Annotated in this window: 23 protein-coding genes; 13 read left to right on the top strand and 10 right to left on the bottom strand. The window is 30.1% G+C overall.

The features are described 5' to 3' along the window. Positions 1 to 14: 14 nt before the first annotated feature. From agrC to C7J89_RS05790, 5 genes are all read right to left on the bottom strand, one after another. Positions 15 to 1,304 carry a quorum-sensing sensor histidine kinase AgrC gene (agrC, locus tag C7J89_RS13575; protein WP_103295301.1) on the bottom strand — a complete coding sequence of 430 codons (1,290 nt, stop codon included), beginning with the start codon at positions 1,302 to 1,304 and terminating at the stop codon, positions 15 to 17. A gap of 27 nt (positions 1,305 to 1,331) precedes the next feature. Beyond that, positions 1,332 to 1,469, bottom strand: coding sequence for a cyclic lactone autoinducer peptide AgrD (agrD, locus tag C7J89_RS05775; RefSeq protein ID WP_061855583.1), 138 nt, complete (start codon positions 1,467 to 1,469; stop codon positions 1,332 to 1,334). Positions 1,470 to 1,471: 2 nt separating this feature from the next. Beyond that, entirely contained in the window at positions 1,472 to 2,041 is a 570-nt protein-coding gene (locus C7J89_RS05780) for an accessory gene regulator AgrB (protein ID WP_103295300.1), read from the bottom strand. Between the two features lie 758 nt (positions 2,042 to 2,799). Next, complete coding sequence (locus C7J89_RS05785; protein ID WP_103295299.1) at positions 2,800 to 3,585, bottom strand: carbon-nitrogen family hydrolase; 786 nt, start codon at positions 3,583 to 3,585, stop codon at positions 2,800 to 2,802. Between the two features lie 131 nt (positions 3,586 to 3,716). Beyond that, positions 3,717 to 4,346 (bottom strand): nitroreductase family protein, encoded by a 630-nt coding sequence (locus C7J89_RS05790; protein ID WP_061855586.1) that lies wholly within the window; start codon positions 4,344 to 4,346, stop codon positions 3,717 to 3,719. Positions 4,347 to 4,530: 184 nt separating this feature from the next. Between C7J89_RS05790 and C7J89_RS05795 the strand changes: the two genes are divergently transcribed. After that, a complete protein-coding gene (locus C7J89_RS05795; protein WP_106884393.1) occupies positions 4,531 to 6,180 on the top strand; it encodes an SdrH family protein in 1,650 nt (549 codons plus the stop codon). Positions 6,181 to 6,209: 29 nt separating this feature from the next. Here C7J89_RS05795 and mroQ read toward each other — a convergent pair whose 3' ends face one another. Beyond that, positions 6,210 to 6,953 (bottom strand): intramembrane glutamic endopeptidase MroQ, encoded by a 744-nt coding sequence (gene mroQ / locus C7J89_RS05800; RefSeq protein ID WP_103295297.1) that lies wholly within the window; start codon positions 6,951 to 6,953, stop codon positions 6,210 to 6,212. 182 nt (positions 6,954 to 7,135) lie between these two features. Here mroQ and groES point away from each other — a divergent pair, with 182 nt between their 5' ends. The 3 genes from groES to C7J89_RS05815 all read left to right on the top strand — a co-directional run bounded on the left by groES (position 7,136) and on the right by C7J89_RS05815 (position 10,345). Continuing rightward, the gene (gene groES / locus C7J89_RS05805) at positions 7,136 to 7,420 is read left to right on the top strand and encodes a co-chaperone GroES (protein ID WP_048793290.1); all 285 of its coding nucleotides are present in this window, start codon (positions 7,136 to 7,138) and stop codon (positions 7,418 to 7,420) included. Positions 7,421 to 7,473: 53 nt separating this feature from the next. Further along, on the top strand, positions 7,474 to 9,096 hold the full coding sequence (groL, locus tag C7J89_RS05810) for a chaperonin GroEL (RefSeq protein ID WP_103295296.1): 1,623 nt from the start codon (positions 7,474 to 7,476) through the stop codon (positions 9,094 to 9,096). Positions 9,097 to 9,877: 781 nt separating this feature from the next. Further along, positions 9,878 to 10,345, top strand: a complete 468-nt coding sequence (locus tag C7J89_RS05815; RefSeq protein ID WP_103295295.1) for a bacillithiol transferase BstA — start codon at positions 9,878 to 9,880, stop codon at positions 10,343 to 10,345. A gap of 184 nt (positions 10,346 to 10,529) precedes the next feature. On the opposite strand, the gene C7J89_RS05820 is transcribed toward C7J89_RS05815, so the two are convergent. Then, entirely contained in the window at positions 10,530 to 11,822 is a 1,293-nt protein-coding gene (locus tag C7J89_RS05820; protein WP_103295294.1) for an aminotransferase class I/II-fold pyridoxal phosphate-dependent enzyme, read from the bottom strand. Between the two features lie 202 nt (positions 11,823 to 12,024). Between C7J89_RS05820 and C7J89_RS13580 the strand changes: the two genes are divergently transcribed. From C7J89_RS13580 to pmtD, 5 genes are all read left to right on the top strand, one after another. Then, positions 12,025 to 12,120 (top strand): Trp-rich small protein, encoded by a 96-nt coding sequence (locus C7J89_RS13580; RefSeq protein ID WP_407697222.1) that lies wholly within the window; start codon positions 12,025 to 12,027, stop codon positions 12,118 to 12,120. Between the two features lie 294 nt (positions 12,121 to 12,414). After that, positions 12,415 to 13,407: a HoxN/HupN/NixA family nickel/cobalt transporter gene (locus C7J89_RS05825; protein WP_061855659.1), complete on the top strand. Its 993-nt coding sequence runs from the start codon at positions 12,415 to 12,417 to the stop codon at positions 13,405 to 13,407. A gap of 121 nt (positions 13,408 to 13,528) precedes the next feature. Beyond that, on the top strand, positions 13,529 to 13,711 hold the full coding sequence (locus C7J89_RS05830; protein ID WP_061855595.1) for an SE1626 family protein: 183 nt from the start codon (positions 13,529 to 13,531) through the stop codon (positions 13,709 to 13,711). Positions 13,712 to 13,923: 212 nt separating this feature from the next. Next, on the top strand, positions 13,924 to 14,796 hold the full coding sequence (pmtC, locus tag C7J89_RS05835; protein ID WP_103295293.1) for a phenol-soluble modulin export ABC transporter ATP-binding protein PmtC: 873 nt from the start codon (positions 13,924 to 13,926) through the stop codon (positions 14,794 to 14,796). Next, positions 14,796 to 15,524 (top strand): phenol-soluble modulin export ABC transporter permease subunit PmtD, encoded by a 729-nt coding sequence (gene pmtD, locus C7J89_RS05840; protein ID WP_103295292.1) that lies wholly within the window; start codon positions 14,796 to 14,798, stop codon positions 15,522 to 15,524. Before pmtC ends, pmtD begins: the two co-directional genes overlap by 1 nt. Positions 15,525 to 15,633: 109 nt before the next feature. Here the strand turns inward: pmtD and C7J89_RS05845 are convergent, their stop codons facing one another. Continuing rightward, positions 15,634 to 16,194, bottom strand: a complete 561-nt coding sequence (locus C7J89_RS05845; RefSeq protein WP_061855598.1) for a thioredoxin family protein — start codon at positions 16,192 to 16,194, stop codon at positions 15,634 to 15,636. 165 nt (positions 16,195 to 16,359) lie between these two features. On the opposite strand from C7J89_RS05845, the gene C7J89_RS05850 reads away from it, so the two are divergent. From C7J89_RS05850 to C7J89_RS05860, 3 genes are all read left to right on the top strand, one after another. Beyond that, the gene (locus C7J89_RS05850; RefSeq protein WP_142758784.1) at positions 16,360 to 16,854 is read left to right on the top strand and encodes a hypothetical protein; all 495 of its coding nucleotides are present in this window, start codon (positions 16,360 to 16,362) and stop codon (positions 16,852 to 16,854) included. A gap of 83 nt (positions 16,855 to 16,937) precedes the next feature. Further along, positions 16,938 to 17,498 carry an HAAS signaling domain-containing protein gene (locus C7J89_RS05855; RefSeq protein WP_061855600.1) on the top strand — a complete coding sequence of 187 codons (561 nt, stop codon included), beginning with the start codon at positions 16,938 to 16,940 and terminating at the stop codon, positions 17,496 to 17,498. Beyond that, entirely contained in the window at positions 17,495 to 18,343 is an 849-nt protein-coding gene (locus tag C7J89_RS05860; protein WP_103295291.1) for a DUF4097 family beta strand repeat-containing protein, read from the top strand. Before C7J89_RS05855 ends, C7J89_RS05860 begins: the two co-directional genes overlap by 4 nt. A gap of 58 nt (positions 18,344 to 18,401) precedes the next feature. Here the strand turns inward: C7J89_RS05860 and C7J89_RS05865 are convergent, their stop codons facing one another. Further along, the gene (locus C7J89_RS05865; protein ID WP_103295290.1) at positions 18,402 to 19,442 is read right to left on the bottom strand and encodes a C45 family autoproteolytic acyltransferase/hydrolase; all 1,041 of its coding nucleotides are present in this window, start codon (positions 19,440 to 19,442) and stop codon (positions 18,402 to 18,404) included. A gap of 489 nt (positions 19,443 to 19,931) precedes the next feature. On the opposite strand from C7J89_RS05865, the gene C7J89_RS05870 reads away from it, so the two are divergent. Next, positions 19,932 to 20,102: a hypothetical protein gene (locus C7J89_RS05870; protein ID WP_103295289.1), complete on the top strand. Its 171-nt coding sequence runs from the start codon at positions 19,932 to 19,934 to the stop codon at positions 20,100 to 20,102. 63 nt (positions 20,103 to 20,165) lie between these two features. Here the strand turns inward: C7J89_RS05870 and C7J89_RS05875 are convergent, their stop codons facing one another. Then, positions 20,166 to 20,786 carry a LysE family translocator gene (locus C7J89_RS05875; RefSeq protein WP_103295288.1) on the bottom strand — a complete coding sequence of 207 codons (621 nt, stop codon included), beginning with the start codon at positions 20,784 to 20,786 and terminating at the stop codon, positions 20,166 to 20,168. Between the last annotated feature and the right edge of the window lie 64 nt (positions 20,787 to 20,850).

Raw genomic sequence — 20,850 nt, forward strand, 5'->3', positions numbered from 1 at the left:
ACACATCCTTATGATTAAGTATTTAATATTTCAACTTTTTGAACAAAGTAATTGTTTTCAATTGTCGTATCTAATAATAAGTTTGATTTTGATTCAGTTATTTCTTTTAAAGTCGATAATCCTAATCCACTATTACCTTTTTTAGTAGTAAAGTTTTCTTGGAATAGGGTGTGTACTCGAGGAATATCATCTTCACATTTATTCATTACGATAAAGGTAACAGAAACATCACTATTTTTTAAAAATGCTATACGAATTAATGGATCCTCATCAATATTCTCTGATGCTTCAATAGCATTGTCGATAATGATACCAATAATACGACTTAGGTCGATAGTAGGCATGTCTATTTTAGTGATTTGTTCGTTTACTTCAACACTAATACTAATATTCATTTCTTGAGCTTGTAAAATTTTCGTTGTTACTAAGCCTTTGATTTCTCTAATTTTTAAATTTTCAATGCCATTAATTTTAACGGCGTTCATTTGCATATTGTCTTGCATAGGTAATATTTCAGTTGTGAAATAGTTACGCAAACCTTCCATGTCATTTTCACGGATGTAATCTGACATTGTAGATAAAATATTAACATAATCATGTCTGAACTTACGCATTTCATTATTAATTTGTTCGATTTGCAAAGTATATTTGTAATAATTTTCAATTTCTTGCATATTTCTTTTGTATTGAACTTCGCGCACAATACTGAAAGAAACTGTAATAATCAAAATCGCGATAATAATTATTAAAATAACATAAATAACAGATAGGTATTTAAAATCACCATATGAAATAACTTCTTTTGGCATATATAAATATAAGATTAAAAAAGTAGCCAATAAAATTATCCCTATTAAAGTCAAATACACCTTGTTCAAAGATAATATCGAGTGCGATAACTTTTTTATGAAATATCGTGTAATAATAGCTAAAAATAAAGCGATAATTGTAAAGACAACTATGTAAATAGTTATCATAAGGTAGCTTGATAAATTATAATTTTTTAATAAAGCCATCGTCCAAACAGAGAAAAAATTAGATATATAAAGCAATAAAAATGTTAGCACAACGAATATTAAACCTAAAAATTTATTTCTTATGTACATAAAAATAAGGGTGAAAACTATAAGTATAAGTATAATTCGTGTACTGAAAATAAAGTATAATAAAGTAGAAGGGATTACGATTCCTAAAATAGAAATATAATCCCTTGTTTTATAAGTCACATTACCGATAATTTTAATAACTCCAAATAACACTATAAGTTGATAAATAGAAATATAAATCGAATTTAAAAACGTCATATTTATACACACTCTCTAATCAGTTAATTATTCGTATAATTTTGTAAGTTCTTCTGGTACTTCAGGTTCGTCGAACCAACCACTACATGGGTTAACTCCTGAAACAGCTCCTAAAACTTCAAAAAACTTCGCGAAAAATGAAAAGATGCTATTTAAAATATCCATAATTAAACTTCCTCCTTAGGGAAAAATATTGGTAGTTGTACTACAGCTATAATTACGATGCCTAATAATATTAGCTGTTGATAAGGGTCGATAAAAACTAGTGACAATAATAAAATAATTACTGAAAGTATTACTGTATTTCTTTTTTTCTTACCTTTTAATTTAGATGGAATAGGTTGCTTTTTAGTCGCAGCAGGGGCATATATACATAAGAGAATAAACCCAATTATTGCTAAGCAATACATAATTCCAACGTTTATTTGAGTATACACTACAAACCAAGGTAAAAAAACAAATAACAATAAATTTTGCACGTGACATAATAACGAAGATTTCGCATGAGCTCCGTGCGCAAAAAATCTAATTAATGCATAAGTTATATGAACAGTGAGTGTGTAAAAAAATAAATTAAATAGGATTGAAACACCATATGCTACAATCGTTTTAAAAAAGTTGCTAACAAATACTTGCATGCCTAAACGCATTTTTAAGTATGCGATGTGATCTAGATTATTACGTTGTTGCAAATATTTTGCAAAGGTGTCTATACGGGTTTCTATCGATTTTAGCATTTGGTTTCTCTCCTTAATTGAATTATAACTCCATAGAAAGGTGTTATGCGACATAATGCCTATCTGTGTAAAAAGTGTGCCTAACTGTAAACGTTATTTTCTATGAATTCATAATTAACTCATCAGATGAACAGTTAGGAATAAAAAATAACGAGTTGGACATTTTGGAACTCAAAAGTGTATTTACGTGTTTTAATGTAGTTGTATCACAAAGAGATACTAAATACTTGAATAATATTTACTAGTGATTTATTCAGATTTATAAAGCTTAAGAGCAGAAGTTTTATAAATAATCTATTCTTGAAGATTATTATACTTCATATAGTATAAGATTTATCAATGATTTAGATAGTATTTGTTAATCTTTGTAATATGTTTAAAGGAGTTGTTGTTGTGACAAAAAACATCATAGACTCGATTGGTGGTTTAGTGAATTAATTTTGGACTCAGTTTGACATTCGCTTAAAATTTAAGCTTTCCCTATAATAACTGTATTCATAATTATTTTGATTAAACAATTTATTCTAGTGTCATTTAAATAATTACCTATAACAGAGGTAATTTAAGTAGTAACATGTAAGCTATCGTAAACATCATTCAATTTGCCGTTCTAACTGACGGTAGATTCACTAAATTTTTTCATAATTAATAACATCCCCAAAAATAGATAGAGAAATAACTGTAAAACATTCCCTTAATAATAAGTTAAAAAAACCGTGAGTCCCTCCCAAGCTCACGGTTTTTATTTTTATGTTTATTTATTTATATAACTCTTTTCTTCTATTTTCAAATACAGGAATAGCTTTGCGTTGTTGTTTTACCTTATCTAAATCTAAAGATAGAGTAATGCATTTTTCAGTTGAACCTACTTCTTCTAAAATTTCTCCGTTCGGATCAACTACCATTGAATGACCAGCATACTGTGTACTGCCATCGTCACCACAGGCATTACATCCTACAATATACATATCATTTTCTATTGCTCTAGCTTGTAACAATGACTGCCAATGTTTTAATCGGGCTTGTGGCCATTGGGCAACATAAAAGGCTATGTCACAGCCTTCTGCAGCTGGATAACGTAGTAGTTCAGGAAATCTTAAGTCATAACAAATAATTTGTGTACTTTGTGTACCATCACTTAATTGATAAGGTTCTGGTACTGCTTCACCAGGTGCTAAATAAGTAGGCTCATTTAACATAGGTACAAGATGTACCTTATCATATACATTAACTAAACTACCGTCTTTAAGTACGGTAAATGCGGTATTGTATACTTGATTATTTCTTTTGTTAGAAACCGATCCAGCTACAATATCAACATCGAATTGTAATGCTAAATTTTTAATGAACTTATAGCTTCGAGTTAAATTATCGTCGGCTAAAATGTCGAGTTGTGATAATGCGTAGCCATTATTCCACATTTCTGGCAAAACGACGACATCTGTATCTGGTTGCACGTGTCTATTAAACCATGCTGTTATATTTTCTTCGTTATAAGATACATCAGCAGGTTCAATTTTTAGTTGGAATACTTTAATGTCCATATCTTTAACATCCTTTACTTAAATTGTATATATTTATTTAATTACCCTTTATACAAAAAGGCAACCTAAGTAAAATAAAAAAAGCTAAAACTCATAAGTAGAGTTTTAGCTTTAGTTCGTGTAGTTGTTTATTATTTACGTACTAAGAAACGTGCATCAACATCATTAAATGATTTTTCACCAGCTTCTTGTCTAATGTTACCAAAAGGCATTTGTGCCATTAAGTTCCAGTTTTTAGGTATATCAAATGCTTCAGTTACTGCAGTGTCAACTAATGGATTGTAGTGTTGTAAAGAAGCGCCAATACCTTCAGTGCTTAATGCTGTCCATATTGCAAATTGGTGCATTGCATTTGTTTGTGTAGACCAAATTGAGAAGTTTTCAGCGTAATTTGGCATTTGATTTTGTAAACCTTCAATAACTTCTTCATCTTCATAGAATAAAATCGTACCGTAAGAATGTTTAAAGTTATCAATTTTATCTGCAGTTGGTTGGAAGTCTCTATCTGCACCCATTTTGTTTTTAAGTGTTTCTTTAGCAATTTCCCAGAATTTATCATTATTATCGTTAAGTAATAAAACGATACGTGTAGATTGTGAATTAAAAGAAGAAGGGACATGTTTAATCGCATGTGCGATAATTTCCTCTAATTGTTTATCTGAAATTGAAATCTCTTGTTCTAAATTATAAATCGTACGTCTGTTTTCTACTGCATTTTGAAATGAAGATAAGTTACTTTTATCACTTTTAAAAATTCCCATTGTTATTAACTCCTTAATTTTTATTTATTATATATACCTAGTATAATAAATATATCGTTAAAAGTAAATAATGATTTACATTAATTCTCAATTATATTAATATTACTTTGCAATTTCTGAATAAAGATGAAAAATAACGTTATTTCTAATATACTAATAATAAATATATTAAAGAGGTAGGTGAGTGATAAAGTTGAAATATATCAAGCGTAAAAAATTAATGACTTCAAGTGTGGCATTATGCTTAAGTGTATCAATGTTCACTTCACCTATACACGGTGCTACAGAGTCATCATCAACTAATACTAATGAAAGTAGTAGTACGTCAGATAATGATGCTAGCAATGAAAGTGTAACTACATCACCAACAGAAAATGAATCGCAACAAGAAGAAAATAGTAGTATTAATGAAACTACTGATGATTCGTCTAATAAAAATGAAGAAAATAGTAGTGCAGCACAAAATGATGTAAGTAATGATACATCAGAAAATAATACGGATAATAGTAACTCAACTGATACAGGGCAAGATAATACAAACGACGACCCAAATCAGGAAGAAAATAGTTCAATTGACAACAATACATCAGAAGATAAGAAGAAAGACGACGCTCAAGATAGTAAAGATAATAAAAATTATCCGACAAAAGAAGATACTACTGACGATAGTGATACTACTAATAGTGGTGGATCTGGTGGAGGTTCTGGCGGTGGGGGACCATCGAACAATACCTCTGATGGTAATAATACAGCTGACGGCAGTAATACCAATAATACAGGTGGTAATACAAACGGCAGTAATGAAGGTTATTATCCAAATTCTGGTAATAATTCGGGATATAATCCAAACCCGAATAACAATACTGCAGCAAATCATTATGGTGGCGGTTCAGGAGGGGGTAGTTCTCAAAACCAACAAACAAATAATAATGGTGCTATGAATAATAACCAAACCGGAAATTATTCAAGCAATGGTCAATCTCATTATCAATATAGTTGGCAATCAGGTTCAGGCTCTAATAACAATTATGCTAAACCGAGTAATAATCAATATTATTATAAAGGTACAAATAGCAATAAAAATTATCGTAATGATAATAAAAACAACACATATAGTACGAATAACAACAAACAACAAGTGAATAGAAACCAAAGTAATAATCAAAATTATTATTATTGGAGTAACAACAATAATAATCAGACTGCTAAAAATAGTAATAGTGTCAAAAACAAAAATAACGATGCTAATAAATCAAATAATTATAATGATGAACCACAATATAACAATCAACATAATGACGATAATGTTATGAATAAGTTTCAAAAAGTAGCACCGGGTTCATTTAAATATAACCCTTATGTTGTTAGCCAAGTAAAAAATCTAGACAAAGATAAGCAGCAAGTTTCTGAAAATCAAATTGATCAGGTAGTATCTAAAAAATCTTTTAATGATAATTCTTATTTAAATGCATTACAACGCGGAACAAATTACTTTAAATTCCAATATTTTAATCCAATTAAATTTGATGCGTATTACAAAAATTTAGATAAGCAAGTCTTGGCTTTAATCACAGGTGAGATAGGTTCTATGCCGGATTTAAAATCACCGAAAGAAAACAAATCACAAGGTTCATATGAATACGAAAAAAGCGATGAAAATGAATTGACGACGACTAAAAAAGAAAGTGAAGCACAAGATAATAATTTAAAATTTGAACGTGCTTTATTTGCTTTAATAGCTACTATGTTTATTATTTTCATTGGTGTCATTGTTGCATATTTCGTCAAAACAACTAGAGACAGATATTTTAATAAAAAGAAACATCTTAAATAATCCGCTTTTGGATTATTTAAGATGTTTTTTTAATTAATAAAGTGAATGATAAATGAAGTTGCATTTTGCATTTCTTTAATTTTTTCAGGACCGACCAATACTTGAATGATAACTACTAGACCATTTTGAAAGACGTGAATAAGTATAGGGACCCAAATACGCTTAGTATAAACATAAAATCCAGCGAAAATTAAACCCATTCCAAAATAAATAATAAAGAAAGCAGGGTCACTATGAGCTAAAGCAAATAGTGTTGCACTAACGACACCAGCAATAATAAATTTAATGGTTTTGTTTCCTTTAATGACATTATACAATTCTCCGAAAATAACTTTACGAAAAACGTATTCTTCTAAGATAGGGCCAACTACAGAAATTAAAATAATAAATAGTGGCACTTTTCTAGCGATAGCCATAATTCTTTCAGTATTCGGGCTTTGATTTGGTGCACCTAAGACATAAATATTAATCATACCCGCAAATATTTGGTAAATCATAACTATGAAAAATCCACCAATCGCCCATAAAACAATGTATCTTTTACGTTCTTTAGTTTGTAACTCTAATTTAGTTGGATTAGAAATTTTAATATGTAAAAATGTAATTATGATTGCTGCAAGAATAAATAGGATAACTTGGCTAAATATGATTGCATATGCTTGAGATTTATTACTAAAACTATTAAAGACACCTGCAGCTTTTAAAATGATTGGACCGACTTGTGCGAGTCCGTAAATAACTAAGGTGAATATGGATACCCATAAACGTGACATCGTGAACCTCCAAAAATTATTAATATGTCTTATTTTAGCTTAAATAGCCACGCTATACAAAATAAATCATAATGAAATACTTTTCGCTTGAAATATTGACCAAATTTGATTATTATAAAAATTGTATTAGCACTCTAGATAGAGAAGTGCTAAATGTTATGAAACACAAGGAGGAACAATTAATGTTAAAACCATTAGGTAACCGAGTAATTATTGAAAAAGTAGAACAAGAACAAACAACAAAAAGTGGTATTGTATTAACAGATAGCGCTAAAGAAAAATCAAATGAAGGAAAAATAATTGCAGTTGGTGCAGGCCGTTTACTAGAAAATGGTACACGAGTTGCTCCTGAAGTAAAAGAAGGCGATAACGTCGTATTCCAACAATATGCTGGTACAGAAGTTAAGCGCGGCGATGATACTTATTTAATTTTAAATGAAGATGACATTTTAGCTGTTATTGAATAATAAAGATTGTAAGCACAATTATTAAGAATGACAACACGGAGGTTTAAAAAATTATGGCAAAAGACTTGAAATTCTCAGAAGACGCACGTCAAGCAATGTTACGTGGTGTTGACAAGTTAGCAAATGCAGTAAAAGTAACAATCGGTCCAAAAGGCCGTAACGTAGTCCTTGATAAAGAATATACTTCACCATTAATCACTAACGATGGTGTGACGATTGCGAAAGAAATTGAATTAGAAGATCCATACGAAAATATGGGTGCTAAATTAGTACAAGAAGTAGCTAATAAAACAAATGAAATTGCAGGTGACGGTACTACTACTGCAACAGTGTTAGCACAAGCTATGATTCAAGAAGGTTTGAAAAACGTTACAAGTGGTGCAAACCCTGTAGGTATTAGACAAGGTATCGATAAAGCAGTTGAAGTAGCAATTGAAGCTTTACACGGTATCTCTCAAAAAGTTGAAAATAAAAACGAAATCGCACAAGTAGGTTCAATTTCTGCTGCTGATGAAGAAATTGGTAAATACATTTCTGAGGCAATGGAAAAAGTTGGTAACGACGGTGTTATTACAATCGAAGAATCTAATGGTTTTAATACTGAATTAGAAGTAGTTGAAGGTATGCAATTTGATAGAGGTTACCAATCTCCATATATGGTAACTGATTCTGATAAAATGGTAGCAGAATTAGAGAATCCATATATCTTAATTACGGACAAAAAGATTTCTTCTTTCCAAGATGTTTTACCTTTATTAGAACAAGTAGTGCAATCTAACCGTCCAATTTTAATTGTTGCAGATGAAGTTGAAGGTGACGCACTTACAAACATCGTACTTAACCGTATGAGAGGCACATTTACTGCAGTAGCAGTTAAAGCGCCAGGATTTGGTGATCGTCGTAAAGCAATGTTAGAAGACTTAGCAATCTTAACAGGTGCACAAGTTATTACGGACGATCTTGGTTTAGAACTTAAAGAAGCATCATTAGATATGTTAGGTACTGCTAGCAAAGCAGAAATTACTAAAGACAACACAACTGTTGTTAATGGTGACGGAGATCAAAACAGCATTGATGCACGTGTAAGCCAAATCAAATCACAAATTGAAGAAACTGATTCAGAATTTGATAAAGAAAAATTACAAGAACGTTTAGCTAAATTAGCAGGCGGCGTTGCAGTTATTCGTGTTGGTGCTGCTAGTGAAACTGAACTTAAAGAGCGTAAATTACGTATTGAAGATGCATTAAACTCTACTAGAGCAGCAGTAGAAGAAGGTATCGTAGCAGGTGGCGGAACAGCATTTATGAACATTTACGATAAAGTTAATGACGTAGAAGCTGAAGGCGACATTGCGACAGGTATTAATATCGTCTTAAAAGCATTAGAAGCACCAGTAAGACAAATTGCTGAAAATGCCGGTCTTGAAGGCTCAATTATTGTTGAAAGACTTAAAAATGCTGAAGTCGGCGTTGGATTTAACGCAGCAACAAATGAATGGGTAAACATGCTTGATGCAGGTATTGTTGACCCAACAAAAGTAACACGTTCTTCATTACAACACGCAGCAAGTGTTGCAGCAATGTTCTTAACAACAGAAGCGGTTGTAGCAAACATTCCTGACAAAGACGACAACGACCCACAACAAGGCATGGGCGGCATGCCAGGTATGATGTAATATCACTAAGTAATGATAGGTTGCTTAATGGATATAGGAATATAAAAGAATATTAGATAAGACGCTCTCTAAAAGTAGTTAATACTTTGGAGGGCGTCTTTTTATGAATTCGTATTATTAACTAAGATATTAGGGTATGTATTATATCTCCTAACCAATCTTTTGAATCTTTAATAGGTATATCATCTATTTAAAAAGTTATCATCTTTAAGGACTATGAATTAGTTCCTAAATTATTTGGAGTAATATTATTCCTACTACTATTAATAGCAATAATGAGCCTATAACCCAGTATAAATTTTTAGGATTGCGCCCATACTGAGTTATAAAATATTTATACATGTTATAAACTGCGAATATAAAGCTTAATATTAATAATAAAGATAAAAGTGAAGTCATTATATTACCTCCCCAATTTTTAAATAGGTACATTTGACATTGAAAAATTAGTAATAGTTAAATTAAATATACAAATCAATAAACATAAATACAACCTTTTTCAAAAAAATAAAAATAAACATTTCGTGATTATTGTGCTATGCTTAAATGGTTTTATAATATCTAGAATAAAAATGCTTTTTATCATTTAATTAGGGGGGATTGTTAGAATTATTCTAACTACCTAAATAGTATTAATTAAATATTAAAAAACATTAAATTTATAGTTACATTAAAAATATAAACTCTTAAAAAGGCAATATAAACTTATTTATTGTAGAATTGAAACAGTAACATAATTAGCTATTAATATTATTATTAAAGAAAGGACGATGACAACGTTATGACGAAAAAAACAGTTTTTGATGTAATCGATATGGGTGTGAAGTATATCGTATCTGTATATGATAAATGGGGAGTAGAAGAGGTGCTTGATAATCAAAATGAGATATTCCCTAATACATTGCATTGGCAATACGGTCATGTATTGACTATCTTTGAATCGGCCTTATCACTAAGTGAACAAAATGTAGTAGATATTAATTTATATTCAAGTCTATTTGGTTACGGAACTAATCCTAAAGAGTGGGGCGATACAGAAGTTCCATCTATCGATGAAATCATTAAAAATATTAAAACATTACCTGAACGTGCTAGAAATTTAACTGACATTCAATTAGAACAAGAATTACCTGAGTCAATTGCTGGCTGTAATACATTAGATGAATTACTTACTTTAAATGCGATTCATATACCATTGCATTCAGGTAAAATTGAAGAAATGACAAGAGTTTTAAAATCAGAAAAATAAATAAAAAATAAGCTTGAGACATTATAGTGTCTCAGGCTTATTTTTTATTTATTAAGATTTAGTCGTGCTTGCTTGCCTTGATTTAGGTTAGTATGGTTTGAGCCTGTAACCTCTCACTCATACGCTTCCCCAAGGCATCAGCACGATACAAAATCGATACAAAGCTAATCTTATTGTATATTAATTAAGCATTTTGTAAATCTTTGATCGCTTTATCAATTGCATCAAATACATGTGGAATATCGTCTTTTTCTACGCAACTAAATGCTATACGGATATCAGTATCGTTCAATGCGATAATACCAATAGAATATTTCTCAATAAGGTGAACACGTAATTGTTCTGGGTCAACACCATGAACTTTTAAAGCCATGAAATAACCAGAGTTAAAATCATATGGTTGCCAAGATGTTGCATATTTATCATCGTAGACAACTTCTTTAGTGACTTTGTAACGTGCTTCTAATACATCTATGTTATGTTGAATTTCTTGATCGAATTTGTCGTTGTTTTCTAAAACATATTTTATTGCACTTTGGGATGGCATTGGACCACTTGATATATTACTTCTGATAAGTCCTTTTACTTTGGCCTCTAATACTGATTTTGCAATTTCATCATGTAATCCGAAAGTTAGGAAACCTACACGTAATCCCCAAGCAAAAAATTCTTTTGTAGCACCGTCTAAACGTATAGGTAATAAATTATCTAATTGTAAGTTTGTTAATGGTGTAAATAAAGACTGTGTAAATACATCTTCATAGAACAAACCATAATATGCATCGTCAACGACAGCTATAACGTTAGTGCCTCGTTGTGCTAGGTTTTTAATCGCTTCAACAATCGTTTTAGCTTCATCTTTAGTAGGTGTATAACCAGTAGGGTTATTAGGATAGTTAAGTATTAAAATTACTTTTTCTTGATCATAATTGTCTAAAGTTTCTACTAAAGATTTTGTAGAATAATGACCTTCATCATCAAAGATTGAATAAGTTTGTATTTCAGCTGCATGTCTTGTTGAATAGACTAATTTATAATTCCCCCAGTTGTGTTCTGGTAAAAGGATAGTGTCTTGGCTATTAACAAATAAGTCACCGACAAGTGATAAACCATGTGTTAAGGCGTTCGTTAATATAGGACGACTCATTGATGTTTGTGATAAATCAGGGTTCTCTTTTAACATCTTTTGTTGCCATAAGTCACGTAACGATTCTATACCTTGAGGTGGAGCATAAGGGAATATATCATCAGGCTCTAAATGATTAAAAACACCATTTAAAGTATCAGCATACATTTTACTATTTTTGTATGTAGCCATACCGATTGTAGCGTTATATTGTGTTGATTTAGCTTCAGCGGATTGTGATAAGATACCTTTTGGATAATACATTAATTTACCTAGATCAGATAACATATCCGCAATTTCTGGCTTTGCATTAGATAATTGTTCATTTAAGTCTAAGGCTAAAGGATTCATGTTGGACTCAACCTCTCTTTTACTATTTCATTCTTATTACTTATATTATCTTGAAATGAATTAAAGTTAAAGTCTTCACACTATTTAATTTAAAAAAATAGAGTTTATCGATTAAAATACGAACATATGTTCTGTTTTTTATGTTAGAATATGGATAGGCCATCGAAATCCTGCATGTCAAATTTTGTAGGAGGTGTAGTATATGACGTGGTGGCAAGATGCAATGGCAACTTTATTATCAGGGAGTGTGCTAGTTGTTTTTCGAATTTGGTTAGAAAACAAATGGAAAGATAAGTAGTGGCCTTGCACAAAAAACCCCAAGTCTGGCGCAATCAGACTTGGGGTTTGTGTAGTATAATCTGTGGATACAATTTTAGTGTAGCATTACTTCTATTCTAGTGCAAACAATTCATTTGCGATAAGTTATAATGTACGCTTTTTAAATTAAGTATCTTTTTATGAATAAGTAATACTTGTTTACGGTAGTTTTCCAGTTATACAATTATACTATTCTGTAAAATATATTTTTTAATTAATTACAAAATTGTTATAGAGAGTTGGTAACAGTGTGAAGCTTTTTGGTCAGAATAAAATGAGTTGGTTGCCTTATATATTAATAGTTATTGTACTACATATATTAGGTTTTAGTTTTTTATGGATAGTTGGAAAAGATCATCCAATTATAATCGGTATGGGTCTTCTGGCGTATACTTTAGGATTAAGACATGCTTTTGACGCAGACCATATCGCTGCAATTGATAATACTGTGCGTAAGTTAATTCAACAGCGTAAAGACCCTGTAGGAGTAGGTTTTTATTTTTCAATTGGTCATTCATCTGTAGTCTTTATCATGGCTGTGTTATTAGGAATATCGGTAAAATGGGCAAAGCAAGAATTACCACATTTTCAAGATATAGGTGGTACAGTAGGCACGATTGTGTCAGGTGCATTCTTATTATTAATTGGGGTCTTGAATTTAATTATTTTAGTGTCTTTAATTAAATTATTCATAAAACTACGTCATCAACATATAAAGAATGAAGAAATTGACGAATTGTTAGCGGCAAGAGGGTTTATAACTAGATTTGTGGGACCGTATTTTAAGATAATTAATAAAAGTTGGCATGTTTTACCATTAGGATTTTTATTTGGTCTTGGTTTTGATACGGCGAGTGAAATTGCTTTATTAGCTTTATCTTCTGGGGCTTCTCAACAAGCATTACCATTTATAGGCATTTTAGCGTTACCTATTTTATTTGCTGCAGGTATGAGTTTACTCGATACATTAGATGGAATATTGATGAAATCAGCTTATAATTGGGCGTTCTTTAATCCAGTACGTAAGATTTATTATAATATCACAATTACAGCAATTTCGGTCATTGCGGCATTGATTATTGGTATTATCGAATTGCTGCAAATGGTTGCAGATAAATTACAATTAAATAATGCTTTTTGGTCTAATGTGCAAGCTATTAAATTTGATTATTTAGGGTATATTTTAGTTGTTTTATTTATAGTTGCATGGCTAATTTCTACATTAGTTTGGAAACTCGGCAAATTTGAAAATAATTGGTCTAAATAGTTATTAGTTAAATAATAGTACACGTTAATTATTTATTAAAGCGCTGAACAGGTTGCTACATTTAGTAAATTTTAAAATGAGTGCTATTTTTGATAAAATGTAAATGACCGAGGTGAATAAAATGAAGCATCTAACTAAAATATTTGTCATTATCGCTATTGTAGTCTTTATAGCTGGTTATTATTTACAAGCTACTGGTAATGAATCTTCAGGAATAAAATTACTTATCGCTGCAATTTTATTTATGATTTGTGCTTTTATAAATAGAAGAAATGATCGACTTAAAAAACGTAATAAAAAATAAATTTAGTGCTAATAGTATAGAAGTTAAACCTTCTGTATTGCTAGCACTATTTTTTATGATAGTATGTAGTCCTAGTTAAAAATTTCATATTAAAAATGTATGTTGTTCTATTTATTTTTAATAAATTTTAATTGTATATTTGAAATCACTGAGGTTTAATCTATAATAGTGAACTGTATTAAATACTAAATCATTGTGTCGAGGAGGAACTTATGAAGCTGCAGGATATAACTAAAACCTATGGTAGTAACAATGTCTTAGATCATATTGAATTTGACTTTGGAGATAGCAAAATTGTAGGTTTAATAGGTAAAAACGGCGTTGGTAAAACAACTTTAATGAAAGTTATGAACGGCAATATTATTAATTTCAAAGGGAAAGTTGATATTGCTAAAGATGAAAATATAGGTTATTTAATCGAACATCCGAAATTATATAACAACAAATCGGGGCTTTATAACTTGAAATTATTTGCTCAAGTTCTAGGTAAAGGATTTGATAAGCAATATGCCAACCGCATTATAGATGCATTTGGTATGCGTGACTATATTAAGAAAAAAGTTAAAAAATATTCGATGGGTATGAAACAGAAACTTGCAATTGCAGTTTCTTTAATGAACAAACCAAAGTATTTAATATTGGATGAACCAACGAACGGTATGGATCCAGATGGTTCAATTGATGTGTTAACTACGATTCAATCCTTAGTAAACGATTTAGATATGAAAATTCTTATCTCTAGTCATAAATTAGAAGATATTGAGTTGATTTGTGATAGAGCAATATTTTTAAGAGATGGTCAATTTGTTCAAGATATTAATATGAAGCAGGGAACTACTTCTGATTCTACAGTGGTAAAAGTAGAAGCTGCGGATTTTGAAAAAACATTGTCTTATATTAATGACCATAGTGATTTCATTCAGTCTGACCAAACTTCAAATGAAATTATATTAAAAGTACAAAATAGTTATCAGTCATTATTAAAAGGTTTAGCAAGTATTGACGTTTATCCTACTTACATTGAAACACGTAAGAGCTCGCTACGTGATACTTACTTTAATATCAACCAGAGAGGTGGCCAATAATGAACAGTATTCAATTGGTAAAATATGACATCTATAGTATTTTGAGAAGTCCGCTTACTTATTTAGCAATTGTCTTAACTTATCTTGCATTAGGTGGTATGACAGCGTTATTTATGCAACAACTAGATAAAGTTAATGGTAATACTATTTTATCTATTGGTAGTTGGTTTTTCTCAATCGTTGGTTTACTATTTGTGATAAAAACAATTACACGTGATATTTCGCAAGGTACTATTCAATTATTTATGAATAAAAAAAGTAGCCGTATTGGTTATTTAATTGCAAAAGTTATTTCAATTGTTTTAATTGCTTTAATTATGACAGCATTATTAACTATTTTTGTCTTAGTAGTTCAAAACATTTGTGACGGTAAAAATGTAGAAACAAACAAGTTCTTAGAGTTATTAGTTTTTTACATCGTGTTTCATCTGTTTTATGGCATACTGTTATATTTATTCTCATTAATTGTGCCAAAAGCGGCATTGATTTTTACATTAGGAATATTCTTAGTATTCATCGTACCTTTTGCTGAGCCATTTATCCCTATGATCCCTAAAATAGGTGACAATATTCATGACTCACTTAAATATATACCATTTAGTTATTTAACTGATAAAACAACTTCTGGAGATTATACATTTACGCATTGGCAATGGTTTATCTCTAGTGCGTCAATCATTATTTTATTTGTTATCAATCTATTTTACGTGGCTAAAAAGGATATTTAACAGATACAGCTAATAGGAAAAAAGCTCGTTAGATTAGATAATCTAACGGGCTTTTAATTGTTATTAGACTTTAGAAATGATATTATTTCCCACGCATGTCTATAATAGGTTATTTATGGAGAAGCTGTTCTATTATCGAATCGTAAACTGCTTTCCATAATTGGGAGTCAGTTTTATAACGATTAGAGATAATAGCGTGAACTTCATTCGATTGTTCCTCAAAAGTAGGATCATCTTTTGAAGGTAAATGAGCACGACTTTCATCAACAAATTTTTGTGCTTGTCTTGCACGCGGTCCCCACACCGTTTCTTGTTGATAGTCGTCATTTAGAAATACGAAAATTGGAATACTACGTGCAGTTCCATTTGTTAAATATTGATCGATTAAATTTGTATCATCATCACGATGGAAAACACGAACCTCTAAGTTTAACTGTTCAGCAATATTTTTTAATATAGGGAGATTCATCATAGCATCTCCGCACCAGTCTTCTGTTATAACTAAGACTTTACTATAATTTAATGACTTAATTTTTGTAAGTCTATCATCGTCTTCTGGTAGTGAAAATGATTTATAAATAGTAAGTAAATCTTCTTTATTTTCACTCATTTGTTCGATATAGTCGTTGAGTGGTTGACTATCATTAAAATAAGTTTTCAAGCTTGTCATTATGTAACCCCCTTTAGATATTGATGTTATTATAGCAAATTAATATATTATGTGGAATTATTTAAACTTTTAAAAAATAACCTTTTAAATTAATGCATTAGGTTGAGAGATGCAACTGAAAATGGGCTATGCTATATTAAAATTATAAGGTCGGAGTGTGAAATATTGATGAACAAAAATTTATATATCAAAACAATGATATTTATAATTTTTCTTGTTCTGAGCGTTGTTGGAGTAGTAATTGGCCAACATATAAAAGATGAAAAATCTACTGATTTATCCTCTTTTGAAATAGATGGTATTACTGTAGGTGATCAATTTCAACAATCAGGATATGAAAAGAATAATAAAATAAAAGTTGATAGATTTACTTTTTATAACAAAGTAAATCATCCTAATTTAGTAGTTAAGGTTTCTAAGAAATCTAAAATAGTAAAAGGAATTACATTAACCGGAGATCAAAATATTAAAACTATCGATAACTTACATATTAATGATTCATTCAAGGTATTAAAGCATAAGTTAGGTTGTAACTTTACTGAGCGCAAAGTAGGTAAAGGATACAAATTGATTCTTTATGTGGATAAAACACATCGCATTAAATTATCTGCGGTTATTAAAGATGAAAAAATTAAAAAGTTTGAGTTTTATAAACAATAATAGTTCTACTATATTAGTGAAATTTTAATTTTTAGTAAGCTAAGACGAATTAATATAATTAAATTTAAACGGCGGTTGGTATTATGGATAAAATTACTTTTTTGAATGAACTCGAGCAAGAACTCAATCATTTACCTAGAAAAGATAGAGATAGAAAAATGTATGAGTACGAAGAGTATTTTTTTGAAGAAGAACAAAAAGGTAAAAATGAATATCAAATTATGGGTGAGTTAGAATCACCAAAAGTGATTGGTAAAGAAATAATGGCTCAAAATGCTATTAGCTATGCTGAGTATAGAACAAATGCCCAAACTATCTTTAAAGCAATTATGGCTTCATTAGGTATGGGTATTGTCTCATTGCTTATTATTTTGATTCCTATGATTTTTGTTGCTTTTTTTATGTTTATATTATTATTAATCGCTTTGTTATTTTTTATTTCACCAGTTTTACTTATTGTACATGGACTAATTAATGGCAATATTAGTTTAGCTTTAAGCAACTATTTATTTGCCTTTTCGTACTCAGGGCTAGGCATCGTATTATTTGTGTTGATTTTAAAACTAGCCGAGTTAGTCTATCGTATTATTTTAAAATATTTACGTTGGAACATAAAAAATATTAAGGGAAGTGCAGTTAAATGAAGAAGCTATTCATCAGTGGATTGGTTTTATTTGTTATTTGTTTTTCGTTGGCCTGCATTTCCTGGTTTACATTTGAAAAGCAAGATAATAAAACGAATAAAATTCACGAAAATTTTGACCATAAAACGATTAATTATTTAAATGTAAATACGAAATTAGCAAAAGTTAATGTAAAACATGGTAAAGATTTGGCAATTAGTTATAAAGGTACGAAAGACATTAAAGTAGATAAGCAAAATGGTAATTTGAAAATTAAGGAAATAAACAATAATGAAGATCATTATGGATTGAACTTTAATCCATTTAAAAAAATGGATAGTGAATTAACTATTACTGTACCTAAAAAACAAGAAAAATCATTAAATATGTATTTAAATTCGGAAACAATTAATATTAGTGACTTAAATTTAGGTAAAGTTAATATTAAAACGACATACAGCGGTGGCGATGGTTTATTCATTAAAAATGCGCAGTTTGAAAATTTGAAATATCGTTCTAAATCCGCTCCAGTGTATTTAAGCAATTGTGTTATTAAAAATAGTGATATTAAAACAACTAGAGAAATTAATATAAAAGATTCACTACTAAAAAGTGCGGTTTTATTATCAAAACGTAGTAACATTAAATTGACTCATATGAAAAGTGCTTCCGATATTAAGGCATCGACTAACGAAGGAAATATCCTGATGTCTTATGCAACGAAACCTAAAGATACATTGTTAAAATTAAATCCTGATGACGGCAAAGTACAAGTAGATAATAAATATTTTAAAAATGGTAAAGTTGGCAATAGTGATAATGTTTTAGAATTCTATACAGATTCAGGCAATATCCATATTAAATAATAAAAAATGCTCTTTTCAAAGTACGCATAAGCGTATTGCTTTGAAAGGAGCATTTTAATTAATAAGTAGCAAAGGTTAGATCTGTATCTATGTGACCTGTGAAATTTTGTAGCTCTAGTGATTGACCATCTAACCAATGTTGGAAATTAAATTGTGTGGGTTTATTATTTTCACCTAAAGCAATCCAAGCCGACATGGATTGTGGTTCGTACATACTAGTATGGATTGTGCCAGACCAACTATTAAATAATTTGCTGTAGATTTCGTTATCTGGATTATTAAAAAGTTTAAACGCCTCATGTTTTGAGAATTGCTCTGGTGAGTGGGCGATGAGTCTATTTAAACGATCTTTGGATTCTTTTGTATAGTTTCTATTTTCGTGTGTGAGCAACTTGAAATGGTTCGTACACGTTTTATCATATCTAACATCTATTCCTCTAGGTGTTACTTCGACAATAGCGTGATTTAAATTTTTATCCATCACAATATAACTGAAAGAACTTCTATGTGGTAATGATTTTAATAATTGGATTGCTTCAGGTACGTCTTTACAATACTCTAATACTAAGCGTCCAATCATATAACAGACGAAACCGTCACCAGGATGTTTACGATGCATAAAATTATAAGCCATAACCAATCCTGCTTCGTTCATACCATCCATGCGACCAGTAACGCGTGAAGTAGGACCGATTTGCGCTAAACCACCATCATTTGGCTGGAATAATAAATAACGTGCATCGTATGTTGCCGGATGGTAATCATAGTTTCTAACCATATAATCATTGCCGAGAAAAACAGTGCAACCACTATTTTTTAATGGTGTAAAACGATAATGTGCAAAGTTTAATATCATCTGGCGAGTAGGTAAATTTAACACTTCTTGCATCCCCATAATTTCTTCCCATATGTGTGGGGCATAATGTTGAAAAATATTATATGTTTCATTTATATTGATATCAAAGCGTGGCATACGTTTACGCCATTCTTGTTCTCTATTTTTTAAGAGTGGGGTTTGTTGCATCCATTGAGCAGTTTTGACGCCCAAATCAAAATGAGAACCTCTATGAGTCATTATGTCCGATTTTACATCTTGCATGATTAACTACGCTCCTATAGTTACTTTATATGACAAAATTGTAACTTTAATGTAATTTTATATTAATTGCAATTATTAATAGTTGTGTAATATGATGATTATAACATCGATGATAAATTATTTATTAACTCTTTGAGGTGATATTATGAGAGATTATTATGATGCAGTTAAATCAGCAGTTGCAATCTGGTGGAACAACTAAAAATATTTAAAACAAACGGCTACTTGTTTAGTAGTCGTTTTTTGTTATGGCTCTAACTAATAATAATATCGCTATTTTTTAATTTATGATATTATGTAAATGCTAAATAAAGTATCCAATATTGTACCTTCAACAGAAATATACTTTTAATAGTTTAAGCATATCATAGAAGATTATGTTTTTTTACTAGAATATATATTCTAAATAATGGGTATACTTTTATTGATGCTTTTAAGTATGCTATCATTAGTGATAGTGATGTTAATAAATTATTGAGGTGAATCAGAATGTTGAATTTTATTAAAGGTTTAATTAAATTTGTACTAGGTACAATCTTAACTGTATCACTTTTAGCTGGTGTTGGTGCAGTAGTATTTGCTTATATTTTCAAAAAAGACTTTGAAGATATTGAAAGTAAAACAAAAGAAATTGTTTCAGATATTGAAGCTAATAATTAATTATAAAAATAGAACACATGATGTGTTCTATTTTTTTTGTATAAATTTACTAATTCAGCGTTGTTATTGTTCAATCTTTAAAATACTTACTGCTAATGTAATCAATGAAATGCCTACGACATAGTCAAATGCCGCTTTAATTTTCGGACTATTAAATAAGGCTTTGATATAATCAAAAACATAACTACAGATGAAAAACCACACGAATACAATTGCAATAAATAGACTAGATAAGTAAATGATTTGTAAACTTGTATGATGGTTTGTGACGAATTGTGGAAGGATACTAATATAAAACAGTATTGCTTTTGGATTTAACATAGTGCTCATAAAGCCTTGTTTATAAGATGTAGTGAAATTAATCGTTTGCTTACTATGAATCTCTGTATGTATCGGCACATTTTTACGCGCGTTAATTATTGCTTTGATACCTAAATAAGCGATATATAAGGCACCGAAAATCTTAATTACGATAAAAACATAGTACGAACTAGTTAGGATAAAAATAAGGCCTAATGCTGCTAAGGAAGAATATAGTACGTGAGCGCTACAAATACCTAAACCTGCGATAATACCGTTTTTAGTAGTGCCAGACATCGTATTATTAACTACGATGAAAAAGTCGGGTCCCGGTATCATAATAATCATCAATGCAATGGCAATAAAACTGAGCCAATTTTCCATACTATTCCTCCTTTATCAAGTGCTAAAATTGTTATAGATATTTGATTAAGTTTAGTATAGTTAA

The organism is Staphylococcus kloosii (assembly GCF_003019255.1).
In the GTDB taxonomy this organism is placed as follows: domain Bacteria; phylum Bacillota; class Bacilli; order Staphylococcales; family Staphylococcaceae; genus Staphylococcus; species Staphylococcus kloosii.